Annotated in this window: 13 protein-coding genes and 1 pseudogene; 9 read left to right on the forward strand and 5 right to left on the reverse strand. The window is 61.1% G+C overall.

Features of this window, described 5'->3' with window-relative positions; translation table 11 throughout:
• Positions 1-167 precede the first annotated feature (167 nt).
• The 3 genes from H351_RS26280 to H351_RS26290 all read left to right on the forward strand — a co-directional run bounded on the left by H351_RS26280 (position 168) and on the right by H351_RS26290 (position 3,373).
• Complete coding sequence (locus H351_RS26280; protein ID WP_029254612.1) at positions 168-1,733, forward strand: LVIVD repeat-containing protein; 1,566 nt, start codon at positions 168-170, stop codon at positions 1,731-1,733.
• Entirely contained in the window at positions 1,730-2,386 is a 657-nt protein-coding gene (locus H351_RS26285; protein WP_029254611.1) for a DUF305 domain-containing protein, read from the forward strand. The genes H351_RS26280 and H351_RS26285 overlap by 4 nt, the downstream gene beginning before the upstream one ends.
• Positions 2,387-2,449: 63 nt before the next feature.
• Positions 2,450-3,373: a DUF2797 domain-containing protein gene (locus H351_RS26290; RefSeq protein WP_029254610.1), complete on the forward strand. Its 924-nt coding sequence runs from the start codon at positions 2,450-2,452 to the stop codon at positions 3,371-3,373.
• A gap of 7 nt (positions 3,374-3,380) precedes the next feature.
• Here H351_RS26290 and H351_RS26295 read toward each other — a convergent pair whose 3' ends face one another.
• Entirely contained in the window at positions 3,381-3,851 is a 471-nt protein-coding gene (locus H351_RS26295; protein WP_029254609.1) for a hypothetical protein, read from the reverse strand.
• A gap of 704 nt (positions 3,852-4,555) precedes the next feature.
• Here H351_RS26295 and H351_RS32625 point away from each other — a divergent pair.
• The 3 genes and pseudogenes from H351_RS32625 to H351_RS26310 form a co-directional block, all read left to right on the forward strand.
• Positions 4,556-4,924, forward strand: coding sequence for a roadblock/LC7 domain-containing protein (locus tag H351_RS32625; protein WP_020906454.1), 369 nt, complete (start codon positions 4,556-4,558; stop codon positions 4,922-4,924).
• A gap of 112 nt (positions 4,925-5,036) precedes the next feature.
• On the forward strand, positions 5,037-5,402 hold the full coding sequence (locus tag H351_RS26305; RefSeq protein WP_244891397.1) for a pyridoxamine 5'-phosphate oxidase family protein: 366 nt from the start codon (positions 5,037-5,039) through the stop codon (positions 5,400-5,402).
• Between the two features lie 78 nt (positions 5,403-5,480).
• Positions 5,481-6,224, forward strand: a pseudogene (locus H351_RS26310) (HNH endonuclease family protein); the annotation flags it as partial.
• 44 nt (positions 6,225-6,268) lie between these two features.
• Here the strand turns inward: H351_RS26310 and H351_RS32350 are convergent.
• The 4 genes from H351_RS32350 to H351_RS26325 all read right to left on the reverse strand — a co-directional run bounded on the left by H351_RS32350 (position 6,269) and on the right by H351_RS26325 (position 9,839).
• Complete coding sequence (locus tag H351_RS32350) at positions 6,269-6,439, reverse strand: hypothetical protein (RefSeq protein ID WP_020906453.1); 171 nt, start codon at positions 6,437-6,439, stop codon at positions 6,269-6,271.
• 354 nt (positions 6,440-6,793) lie between these two features.
• On the reverse strand, positions 6,794-7,162 hold the full coding sequence (locus tag H351_RS26315) for a hypothetical protein (protein ID WP_029537646.1): 369 nt from the start codon (positions 7,160-7,162) through the stop codon (positions 6,794-6,796).
• Positions 7,163-7,450: 288 nt separating this feature from the next.
• Positions 7,451-8,569 (reverse strand): Ig-like domain-containing protein, encoded by a 1,119-nt coding sequence (locus H351_RS26320; protein WP_029254607.1) that lies wholly within the window; start codon positions 8,567-8,569, stop codon positions 7,451-7,453.
• Positions 8,570-8,624: 55 nt separating this feature from the next.
• On the reverse strand, positions 8,625-9,839 hold the full coding sequence (locus H351_RS26325) for an Ig-like domain-containing protein (RefSeq protein ID WP_029254606.1): 1,215 nt from the start codon (positions 9,837-9,839) through the stop codon (positions 8,625-8,627).
• Positions 9,840-10,136: 297 nt separating this feature from the next.
• Here H351_RS26325 and H351_RS26330 point away from each other — a divergent pair, with 297 nt between their 5' ends.
• Genes H351_RS26330 through H351_RS26340 form a run of 3 tightly spaced genes read left to right on the forward strand, consistent with a single transcriptional unit; the run spans position 10,137 to position 12,744 of the window.
• Complete coding sequence (locus H351_RS26330) at positions 10,137-11,636, forward strand: SulP family inorganic anion transporter (protein WP_201026954.1); 1,500 nt, start codon at positions 10,137-10,139, stop codon at positions 11,634-11,636.
• A 35-nt stretch (positions 11,637-11,671) separates the two neighbouring features.
• Positions 11,672-12,097: a MerR family transcriptional regulator gene (locus tag H351_RS26335; RefSeq protein WP_019747166.1), complete on the forward strand. Its 426-nt coding sequence runs from the start codon at positions 11,672-11,674 to the stop codon at positions 12,095-12,097.
• 26 nt (positions 12,098-12,123) lie between these two features.
• Positions 12,124-12,744 (forward strand): L-threonylcarbamoyladenylate synthase, encoded by a 621-nt coding sequence (locus H351_RS26340; RefSeq protein ID WP_029254604.1) that lies wholly within the window; start codon positions 12,124-12,126, stop codon positions 12,742-12,744.
• The last annotated feature ends 18 nt before the right edge of the window (positions 12,745-12,762 follow it).

A 12,762-nucleotide genomic window follows, 5' to 3' on the forward strand; every position in this document is an offset into this window, starting at 1 on the left:
TACCAACCGGACAGCATTGTCCGGTTGGTTGCGGCCCGACACCGGTTCACACCCCGACCCGATCGTCGTGAGCGCTCGAACGCGCGCCTGCCCTCCGTGCTGCCTGTCCTTGAGGTACGTCTGCCCGTGAGATACGAAAGGCAATCCCGCACCGGGAGTTGGACTCGATGAAATCGTTCACGACCATCAGAACCAGATCTGCCATCGCGCTCGTCACCTTGATCACCGTCCTTCCCGTGTGCGTCGCTTCTGCTGAGCCCGCCACTGCCCCGGGCTCGATCCACGAGAACCCGGGTGTCGCTTCCAACGCTGCAAGCCGCGCCGAATGCGGCCCGGGCTCGATGCCCGAGACCGGGTTGCAGGGTGATGTTCCGGCCGAGGACCGAAACAGCGGACGCAGCCGAGACGGGTACAGCTGCAACATGTCTCAGATCGGCGGTTACTCGGGTCGCGGCGGCGGGATCACGTCCACCAACTTCGAACACTGCTCGTACATCGGCAGCTTCTTCCCCGGGAACCTCCTGGGCCCCGCGCAGGGCGTGCAAGTTCTCGACGTGTCGGATCCTGCCAATCCTGCTCTCACCGCCACGCTGACCGAACCTGCGATGCTGGCCGGAACGTGGGAGAGTCTCAAGGTCAACACCGCGCGAAAGCTGCTGGTGGGCACGGGCGTTCCGCTCTTGACCGGCGTCGGCCTGATGTCGGTCTACGACATCTCCGATTGCGCGCACCCGAAACTGCTCAACCCCGGACCAGGAACCGATCTGGGGATGCTGCTGCCGATCACCAATCACGAGGGTGGATTTTCACCGGACGGGAACACCTACTGGTCTTCCGGCACCGCTCCCGGCGTGGTGAGCGCCGTCGATCTCACCGATCCCGCCAACCCGCGTGTCGTCTGGCAGGACCTCATCGGGTTGTCGACCCACGGCTTCGGAATCACTCCAGACGGAAATCGCATGTACTTGTCGAACAATCTCGGCGGAATACATGTTCTCGACATCAGTGAGGTTCAGCGCCGCGTCCCGAATCCTCGGGTGCGCCAACTGTCCCAGCTCTCGTGGACCGACGGTTGGGCCACCCAACACAGCATTCCGGTCACCTACGACGGTTCGCCGTACCTGTTCACCGTCGACGAAGGTGGTTCCGGCGGAGTGAAATTGATCGACGTCTCCAATGACGACGAACCGGCGGTCGTCAATTCGGTGAAGCTCGAGATCAATCTGCCGGAGAATCAAGATGCTGCGCTGGCGTCTGCTGCCGGCGGATCGCTGTTCGCGTACGAATCTCACTACTGTTCGGCCGATCGCCCGGTCGACCCGACGGCGCTGGCATGCGGATGGATCTCGAGCGGGATTCGGGTCTTCGATGTTCGAGATCCCTTCGACGTCCACGAAATTGCGTACTTCAACCCACCCGCTCGGACCGGCGACAATGTCGAACTCGCCAACTCGCCGCACGCTCTCGCCTCGCTCATCGGGGTACCCATTCTCAGCACGCCGGCAATCGCGCAGTCGATCGCGCAAGGCCAGTTCGACCCCGGCCAAGCGCTGAGTTCGCGATCGGGCATGCTCGCTCTCGGCGACATCTCGACCGATTGGTGCTTCTCCCCACCCGAATGGCGCGGTACCACGTTGTGGGCGACGTGCGCCGACAACGGCTTTGTTGCCATGCAACTCGAAAACGGTGTCTACACACCACCCGCTGACCAGAAGACGACCGTGGGATCATGACGGCGCCGCGATCGGTCAAAGCCGTCGCACTCGTGGCTGCGGCACTGATGCTGCTCGTACTCGGCGCAGCATTACGTCCGCTGTTCGCACCCGAGAACCACACGCAGACAGCTGTTCTGAGCGAAACCGAAATCGGATTCGTGCATGACATGGCGGCCCACCATCAACAGGCCCTCTTCATTCTCGCGCGTCTGAGTCCCGATGTGGACCCGGCGGTTACGAGACTGGCCCAGCAGATCGACGATGTTCAGAGAACGGAAATCGGTGTCATGCTCGGTTGGCTGAGGTTGGCCGGTGTCCCGCCGAACAGTAGAACGCCGATGGCGTGGATGGAGGCGTCACCGAGCGGCACTGGCGACTCTCATCATCACCCGGCAACGCCGGAAACAGAGGCCGACGCCATGCCGGGTATGGCTACGACGGAAGAACTCGAGAAACTGAGCGCCACTCGCGGGCTCGACGCCGAGGTTCTGTTCCTGCAACTGATGGAACGCCACCACCGTGGCGGGATCGCCATGGCACAGGTGGCCGATACCCTGCTCGAGAGCGGGCCGGTGAAACAGTCCGCCCGCGACATGATCAATTCCCAGAGTCAGGAATCCGGGCTGATGACACTGATGCTCGGACAACGTGGGGCGCAACCACTGCACTGACCCGCATCTGCACTGACTAGCATGGGTGTCGACCTGTGAACTACAGAAGGAATCGACACTTCAATGACCCTGCTCGTTCGCGGAATCGAATGGTCGAACCCGACAGCACCGCGGATCCGATGCGTCGACGACACCACTTCCGCTACGACCTTCTACACTCACGACTCGGTTCTGCGATTCTCCGTCGACGAGGCGAAGGGCCGCCGTTGCCTCGGGTGGCGAGATCTCACCGCCGAAGGTCCGGGACACTCGCCGTGTGACCGCGGGGCCACGGTCGTTACCGGGCGACAGTGCGATCGGTGCCGAAATCGTGAGGGATTCACCACCGTTCATCAGGCACATGTCAGCGGCGCGCACATTCATCCGAACGTGCGCACCTATCTCACGCAACCACAATGGCTCTACATCGACATCTTCGCCGGCGGTCAGATGAAGGTGGGGACGGCGGCCGAGTTCCGCAAGCATCCGCGAGTCGCCGAACAGGGAGCGGTCTGCGCATTGTTCGTAGCGCGGTCGACGGACGGTTACAGCATTCGTTCCCTCGAAGCCCGAGTTTCGGAGCACTTCCACTTGAGCCAGGCCATACGTACGTCTCGGAAGATCGAAGCGCTGTCAGGACCCTTGGATCGCGAGAAACTACGAAAGTCGTTGCACCACTTCGTATCGTCGATGAAAGACGAGCTGAATGACATCGGATCGGACATCGACGGAATCGAGATCCTGGAGGCTCCCGAAGAATGGACGGCGCCGGCGTGCGCCGACGTTGTCTTCGATGCGGCACCGTTGATCGCGTATCCGCACACTTTCGAGTCCGGGGAACATTCCTTGTACTTGGAGGGCCTTGCCGGTTCGATCGCCTCGCTGCGGATCGACCCCGATCCTGAATCGCCACGCTTCGTCGCGGATGTGTCCGGACTGGTCGGTCGAACCATCACCGTCGGCGAGTTCGAGTCCCCTGGCGTGGCGATTCAGGAATCGTTGTTCTGAAAGTAGGTCAGCAACTTCCCGCGGTCGCTGCGGCGAATCCGCGAGTGACCTCAGCCTGCTCGTCGGCAGACAAGCTCGACCACTCGGGATAAGCCTGGATGGAGGTCAGCATGTCGTTTGCCAATGATTCACGCGTCATACCCATTTCCTCGCCCGACTCGTCAATTGCCGGCTGGTATGCGTCGAGGTACCGGAGAACGTCGGAGCACGCCTGCGCGTAGGTCCGTGGCAGTGCCGAACTCACATTCGGGTCCGACGGGACCTCAGCCGGGACGCTCGAGTCGACCGACGGTGCCTCGGTAGTCGATTCCGACGATGTCGCCGGAGCCTCGGATGACGTCGTCGGTGACGCAGTGGTGGTCGCCGAAGCGGAGGAAGTGAGTGTTCCGACCTCGGTCGGCTTGTCTCCGTCAGAACCGCAGGCAACCAGCGCCACCAGCGAGCAGGCACCGATGAACCCGGTGATCGTTTTCTTCATCCTTCAAGGATGCCAGAGGGCGTCTGGCGCTCGAACGGACCGGCATCGTCGACCGGCGAGAATCGTCCGGGCAGCCTGTCGATTCCGAGTGCCTCGTCGGCCCGACTACAGGATTGGACCGTATGCCCCGTCTGCGAACCCATGCTACGGTGACTTAACTGCAAAGTAACTATGGGTGGGATTGTCCGGTCTGCCGCGTTCATCCGGAACGCTCTGATCGGAAATAGTTCGTCTTTAAGGGGCTGGAACGAGTGGGACTTTTTCGTCGACGAGGCTCCCGGGAGGAAGACGACGATCGCGGGCAAAACCTCGATCGCAGCGACCCCGGGTACGCCGCCTGGTTCGCGAACGTCTCCGACGCGGGCGGTCAGCCGGTTCCGTACAAGCGGCCGCTTACCGCGCCGGTGTATCCGCAACTTCAGACGCCGGTGCCGGACTTCGAGACGGATACGAGATGGCCGCTCAGCGCACCCCCCGGGGACGGCTGGCTGCCCGCAGACCGCATCGACGAATTCGAGTCGTCGAATGGCCGCTCATCTGCACCGAACGGAACGAGCCCACAAATCTCACAAGCTGAACAGTTGCCGCCCAGCCCACTCCCGACACCGCAACCAACGATTCCACCTCGAAATGTACCGATGACTTCATCACCGAAGCATCACCTGGAGTCGCCCCGCGCGACTCTGCCCTACCAAGGAGAAGCAATGAGCAACATCGACAAGATCCTCGGCGAATTGATGCGCATCGACGGTGCCAGCGGTGCAGCCGTCGTCGACGCCGACAGCGGGATGGTTCTCGGCATGAGCGGCAACCCGTCATTCAGCCTCGAGTACGCCGGCGCCGGCAACTCCGAGGTTGTGCGAGCAAAGCTCCGCACGATGAGTAACTTGGGGATTACCGACACCCTCGAAGACATTCTGATCACCCTGAGTAACCAGTACCACCTCATTCGCGTCCTCGAGACGCCCGGACTGTCGACGCTGTTCGTGTACCTGGTTTTGGACCGCGCGCGTGCGAACCTGGCACTGGCCCGCCATAAGCTGGGCGAACAGACACCCAAGATCGAGATCTGACGCTTCCACTCCCTTCCCGACAATGCCCGGTCCTCGCCAACGGCGAGGACCGGGCATTGTTCGTTCCGCATCGTCGATTGGTGAACGTCGCGCCGGCACCGATACTGAGACAGTGACTATCGCGGATACTCCTTGCGTGTGGTTGACCACCCTTCGAAGCGACGGCTCGCCGCACACGACTCCGGTCTGGTTCTTACTGCGTGAGAACACATTCTGGATACCGAGCGCCGAGCAGAATCGGAAGGTTCGGAACCTGCTGGACGATCCTCGGGTCTCGTTGGCAGTCGACGGATCCTCTCGCGACCCGTGGGTCGCACAGGGGCTCGGGACAATTCATCACAACGTCGGCGAGTTCGGCGATCTCCTGAGACTTTTCGGCGAGAAGTACGACGGCTGGGATGCCGCGGACGAGACTCCCGATGGCCCGCGGGTTCTCGTCTCGGTCCCAGTGACGCGGTGGCTCCTTCGACCGGACTGACAGACAGTGCCGGTTCGGCCCGAAATGTCGTGAATGACATACTTGTAGTTCATCTCTCGCAGAAATGGACTCTCACACATGGCACGCACGGCACATCACAGGCGCGGCATCACCGGCGTCACCATCGGCATTGCTGCCGTGATCGTGCTGGGAGGTTGCGCCAGTTCCAACGCCGACGCACCCGAAACATCTTCTCTCGGTTCGGGAATCGGATCCGGCGTCACGACGACGGTTACGGCCGGAACTTCGGCTCCCTCGTCCGCCGCAATTGAACTGCTGGCACAGATCCCCATCAAGGGACGCGCACCCAAGACCGGATACGACCGTGCACTGTTCGGTACCGCCTGGACCGACGACGTCACCGTCGAGTTCGGCCACAACGGCTGCGATACCCGCAACGACATCCTGCGGCGTGACCTCACCGACCTGACATTCAAAGACGGCTCCAAAAGCTGCTCGGTCCAAACCGGTACGCTCCGTGACCCGTACACGAACAAGACCATCGCCTTCACCCGCGGCCAGGACACGTCTTCTGCAGTCCAGATCGACCATGTTGTCGCACTCTCAGACGCCTGGCAGAAGGGCGCGCAGCAGCTCGACACGCAAACGCGAACCAATCTGGCCAACGACCCTCGAAACCTGCGCGCTGTCGACGGGCCCACCAACCAGAAGAAGTCGGATTCCGACGCGGCGTCGTGGCTGCCACCCAACAAGGCATACCGCTGCCAGTACGTGACTGCTCAAGTGGAAGTAAAAGCGGCATACGGTTTGTGGGTTACCCAAGCCGAACACGACACCATCGCAGACATTCTCGCGACCTGCTGAACTCTTGCGGTGATCAGCCACATTTGATCAGAGGACTCTGATCAGCGACCTTTGATCAGATACCGCACAATCGCCATCCCGAGCGCGAGGCCCAACACGGTGGCCAGCGCTGCAACCAGACCGTGGCCGGTCAGTGCGACGAACACACCGGTTATGACTGCGACGACGGCAATGATCCCCGCGTCCACTCTGCTTTGACCACGTTCAGGCATGGCACTCTCTCGTGCTGTCAGGTCCGTCCGCTCCCCTCGTAGCGGACGGCCCCAGCGGCAATCTGTCGAAATGCGCGAACTCTGGTGGCCTCACCGGGCTGACTTTGCGGGCGGTCCTGCGAGGCCGGCACGTCCCCCGGAGCCAACTCACATCGGTTCACGAAGTCCGTACCTTCGCAGAATATACCGATTGGTAGGTAATTACTGAGGGCTAAAGTCCCTGGTCATGGACTCATGCGACGAGTGGTCGAAAACTCGAGACGAACGAGCGCATCCGCGAGCCGAGCGTTCAATCGAGATGGCAGAGGGCCGTGGTCACGTCCAGAGGTCCATCTCGACATAGAGTGGAGATGTCTAGGACCCGAAAAGCGATCCGAGATCCAACGATCCGACTGACGACACTCTCTTCCAATCAGCGCAATACGCGGTGGTGAAGCGAGAATCCGTCAAGAGAATGGTGACTGTCGCCGGTTCGAGGGTGCTTTCGAACTCGAGGACATTCAATTCACCGTCGCCGTCGACTTTTGCCCGACCGTATATGCACGGCATATCAGCTGATACGGGTCCAGACGTCGTGTAGGTTCCCGGCAACACCTCCCACGGCACGTCGAACAGCCCATGACCGGGAATCGTTCCCGGCGCTGCTGAGGCCGCAGACGTCCCGATCATTGCCACACCGACAGCTACTGCTGCAGCGGACGCGAGCAAACTAACCTTGCGCATTTTCCCTACCTTGTTCATACCTGAACCGCAGCGGCGAGTTCGAAGGCTTGTTGATGTAAGAACCCGCGGTTCGCGCAGTTCTTCAACTAACGGTAGTAAAAGGGCACGAGTTTTGGTGAGCTACCTTTTGTGGTTCTGGCCCGATTTCCGTGACGGAGACTCCCATTGAGAAAAATAGGGAACGCCGGCGTTGCGGCTCTCGGCATGATTCGAACCTGTCATTCCAGTATTCGATCACACAACCGTATTCGAGCCGAAACGTCGACGCTCCCCTGCCGTTTGGGTGACTCAGCCTCCGAGTGAGCCCGTCGGCAGCTTCGAGAAGATGTCCCCGAGGCTTCCGGTTCCACCAGGAGTTTCCGGTTCCGTCGGATCCACCGGCTCGACGACGATGACGCCGGGCACAGTGACGGTCACGGTCTTGTCCGCAGATTCCGAAGAACTGAACTTCTTGGTACCCAGGAACTTTGCGGTGATGCGATGCTCGCCCTGGTCGCGGAACGGCCAGACCAGTTCTGCATGGCCATTGGAATCGACTGTGGCGCTACCGATCTTCGTATCGCCGTCGAAGAACTCGACCGTGCCCTCACCCGGGTTCGGGTCGATACTCGCCGCAATCTTGACGTCTTCGCCCGTCAGTGCCTCCAGTGCGACAGCGACCGTCGTCTCGGTCTGGTTGGTCGCGAATACCTCGGTAGTCGAGAGGGCGCTGCGTCCCTCGCCCGAAGCAACACAATACCCAGCGGCATTGACCCACCGGGACTCACCGAAACTCATGCTCGTGTCTTTGATCTTGATACTCGGGCTCGTCGCCCCGGCGCGCAGGTGCGTCGTCGCGTTTCCCTCGTCGGACCGAGCTTCGAGTTTCAATTCGACTGCCGGTAAACGAAAGTCCGTGTTGGCCTTGACTTGCAGCCCTTCCTTGGGCTTGTTGTCGTTCGCGCTCGGACCGTCGTTGACTGTCTTGTTGCCGGTACCGGTAATTCGCAGGTACTCACCCGCCGGGTTCGCGTTTCCGTCTGCGCCCACCCGGAGCAGCACCGCAGTCTCGCCGGTCAAGTTGGACGACGAATCACCGACGAGGGAGTACGAAACCAGGGTTGCCCCTTGCGGTAGTGCGATGTCGTACTTGATACGACCGGTGTCCGAATCCGAACTACGCATGGTGCCCGGATGCAGTTTCACTGTGAACTGTTCGCCGGGACGCACGGACGTGGGCGCCGTGACCTCCAGGTTGTCGGAGAACGACGAATCCCAATCGGTGGCGCCGTCGACCCGGCACTTGTGTTCGAAGGAAACTGTTCGCGTCACGGTATCGGAAGCCGCTGCTACCGGAGCGGACACAGCGAGGAGTCCGGCCGCGACAGCTGGTACGACTGCGCAAACAGCCAGAGAACGGGAGTTCATATGTTGCCTTTCAAAAAGACTCGGTCATCGAGTGTTCGGTGAAGTAGGACCGTGATCACTTGCCACCGAGCGAACCTGTGGGCAGCTGCGGCAGAACGGACTCGAGGCTGCCGAGACCACCCGGAGTGCCCGGATCGGTCGGGTCGGGATCGACCGGGCCTGTTGAATCCCCGGTCACCGTGAGCATGTGTGCCGCCGACGTGTACTTCGCCTCGTCACCGGTAGCTGTGAAGACTGCAGTCACGGACTTGGTACCCGCCTTACCGAAGGTCAGATCCAGGCGGGCAATACCGCGAACCACCGGCCGCGGGTCACCGACGGGCTTACCGTCGACCATGAACTGTACTGTTCCCGTTGCGTTTTCCGGATCGACGTGAGAAGCAAAAGACACCTTGGTACCGGTAGCGGCCGTCGTCGGTCCTTCGAGCGTCGTCACGATGTCTGCTCCAGGCTCGGGATCAACAGGTCCGAGGTCTCCGTCGATTTTCGTGGATGCCAATGCGCCGGCACCGGCGTTGAGGGGACCCGTCTCACCGTCGCGAGGAGAACAGGATGTGGGCGCCCAGATGGTTCCCGCGAGCCAGTGACTTACCTGAGGGAGGAAGGTCAAAAACGACTCCGGCCCGCCGAAAGTACCTGCAGCACCCGAAGTCCGGACATTGGTTTCGACTGCGCCGGACGGCCCGGCCTTTACGGTGATTCTGATCTTCGGAAAGACGATGTCGGTCTCGGCTCCGGACTGAGCGTTGATCGCAAGCCCGCCGTGCGCACCCGACGACGATGACGGACTGTTGCCGATCGCTTCGTTTGCGCCGGACAACCGGAGTATCGGACCGTCCGCTGCGGGAGTGCCGTCTTCGTTGACACGAATCACCGAAGCAGGTTTCCCGGCAATAACATTGCCCGGATCGGTGACCGTCGCAGAAACGAACTCCGCGTTGGTCGGAATCGGCAGATCGATCTTCAGACGCGAGATCTTCTTGACACTGGCGCCGCTCACATCGTTCGGGATCTGAACGCTACCCGGATCCACGTCGATGTCGAAGACTTGACCTGGCGCCACGACCGAAGGAGCCGAAACTCGCACCGTAGCAGGCTTTCCGTCTGACGAAGGACCGGAGAACGCACTCGGAACTGCGCGGCACGTGACCTGAAACGTTGTCGACGTGGTTTCTGCAACGGGCGCCGCGGTCGCCGGAATCACGGCCACAGCGGTTCCACCGGCAAGGAGGCCGGTAAGGAGCGCAGCATTCAGTAGGCGTTTTGACATGATGTCCTCTCGGAACAACCTGATTGACGTTTGCCGCCGAACTGTAACGGAGCCAGCGCCCGAGTTGACCCGTTTTCAATAAACAAAAACCACACAGTAGGTAAATACTTGGTAAGGGTTACTGGTCGTCACATCTGACCGCCACCGCGAGCCTTGCCCCTCTCGATCAATCTCGCGATTTGAGATTCACTGCAGGGAAACACAATTCGACAGAAATCCACGCCGTAGTGAGAACTCCGTTCATACTCTACCCTTACGGGAGGGTAGAGTATGAGAACCTCGTCAGGACGGAATCTCATGGCAGTAACCATCGCTTCATCCACCAACGACAATTCGGTTCGGGCCGCGCTCCGGTCACCTCGCCGTCTCAAAACGGAAGTTTTGGCCGGACTGGTCGTGGCGTTGGCACTGATTCCCGAGGCGATCTCGTTCTCGATCATCGCCGGCGTCGATCCGCGGGTAGGACTGTTCGCGTCGTTCACGATGGCAGTGACCATCGCCGTCGTCGGCGGACGACCCGCAATGATCTCCGCAGCTACCGGCGCCGTCGCACTGGTCGTCGCTCCACTGACGCGCGAGTACGGAATCGACTACCTGATTGCGACAGTCCTTCTGGCCGGCCTGCTCCAGATCGTGTTGAGCCTCCTCGGCGTCGCCAAGCTGATGCGCTTCATCCCGCGCAGCGTCATGGTGGGATTCGTCAATGCACTGGCCATCTTGATCTTCATTGCCCAACTCCCCCACCTGATCGATGTTCCGTGGCTCGTCTACCCACTTCTGGCCGTCGCCCTCCTGATACTCGTATTCCTGCCGAAACTGACCAGCGCGGTCCCGGCTCCACTGGTGGCGATCGTGCTACTGACCACCGCCACAGTCGTTTTCGCGTTCAACGTCCCCAATGTCGGCGACGAGGGCGAGCTTCCGTCGAGCCTGCCGACGCTACTGTTCCCCGACGTCCCTCTGGACATGCACACACTGTCGATCATTGCTCCGTATGCATTGGCCATGGCGCTCGTCGGCCTCCTCGAATCGTTGATGACGGCCAAGCTCGTCGACGACGTCACGGATACTCACTCGAACAAGACCCGAGAAGGGTGGGGCCAAGGCGTCGCGAACATCGTCACCGGCTTCTTCGGAGGCATGGGAGGGTGCGCGATGATCGGCCAGACCATGATCAACGTCAAGGTCTCCGGCGCTCGCACTCGAATCTCGACCTTCCTGGCGGGCGTGTTCTTGCTGATACTCGTGGTCGGCCTCGGCGATGTCGTGGCGTTGATTCCCATGTCCGCATTGGTAGCCGTCATGATCATGGTCTCGGTCGGCACTTTCGACTGGCACAGCGTCAATCCGAAGACCCTGCGCCGCATGCCGATCGGCGAGACAGTGGTCATGCTGGTCACCGTGGCGGTCACCGTCGCGACCCACAATCTTGCCTACGGCGTGATCGTCGGAGTGATCACCGCGATGGTCATCTTCGCCCGCCGCGTCGCGCATCTCACCGAAGTGATCGACGTCGCGCATCCGGACGAGGACACCCGTGTCTATGCGGTTCGAGGCGAGCTGTTCTTCGCATCCAGCAACGATCTGATCTACCAGTTCGACTATGTCGACGACCCGAAGAACATTGTCATCGATCTGTCCGAGTCTCATGTCTGGGACGCGTCGACCGTGGCGACACTGGACGCGATCACCACCAAGTACGCGGCCAGAGGCAAGAATGTCGAGATCGTGGGGCTCGACGACGCATCGGCCGAGCGCCATCTGCGCCTGTCCGGACGCCTGGGTGACGGTCACTGAGAGTATGGAAGCCCAGCGCGACGAAAGTAGGAGTGATGTCTGAGCCGGAACATGCGGTCCAGGGACAGAACATGCAGATCGGGCAGGTTGCCGAACGCACCGAACTGTCGATCAAGACGATCCGTCATTACGACGAGGTCGGTCTGGTCACTCCATCGGAGCGGACCGCCGGAGGATTCCGCTTGTACACCGAGGCGGACGTCCAACGGCTACTGGTAATCCGACGAATGAAGCCGCTCGGATTCAGTCTCGAAGAAATGAAACAACTCCTCAATTCCCTGGCAGTGCTCGGCGACGAAGCTTCGGACGCGTCAACACGAACCGCCGCAACCGAATTCGTCACCGCCTGCCATACCCGGGCGGAAGAAAGCTGCACACACTTACGTAAGCAACTCGCCTACGCCGAAGAGCTGACGGGATTGCTCGCCGACCACAGTCTGAACGGTGAACGGCATTCGTGATCTGCAAGCTGAACTAAGCTGGGTTGATGGCCCGATATTTCGACGTTCACCCGGAAAACCCGCAGCCGCGCGCGATCAGCCAGATCGTCGAAATGCTGCGCAACGACGCGGTCATCGCCTACCCCACCGACTCCTGCTACGCCCTGGGTGCCCGAATGGACAATCACTCGGGCACCGATCGGATCCGCGAGATCCGTCACCTGCGGTCGGATCACCACTTCACGCTGGTCTGTGCCGACTTCGCGCAGCTCGGGCACTTCGTCCACGTCACCAACTCGGCGTTCCGCGCGGTGAAAGCCGCTACGCCTGGGCAGTACACGTTCATCCTTCCCGCCACGAAGGAAGTTCCGCGTCGACTGGCACACGCCAAGAAGAAGACCGTCGGAGTGCGTATCCCCAGCCACCCGGTAGTGCGGGCGCTCTTGCAAGAGTTGGGTGAACCGATCCTCTCCAGCACCCTTCTCCTGCCCGGCGCCGAGGAGCCGATGACGGACGGCTGGCAGATCAAGGAAGAACTCGACCACCAACTCGACGCCGTCATCGACTCGGGTGACTGCGGCACCGAGCCCACCACGGTGGTCGACTATTCGTCCGGTGCCCCCGAGATCGTGCGCATCGGCGCGGGAGATCCTTCCCGTTTCGAATGATCCCCCCGCCCGTGCCAC

This window comes from Rhodococcus erythropolis R138, assembly GCF_000696675.2.
Taxonomy (GTDB): domain Bacteria; phylum Actinomycetota; class Actinomycetes; order Mycobacteriales; family Mycobacteriaceae; genus Rhodococcus_F; species Rhodococcus_F erythropolis.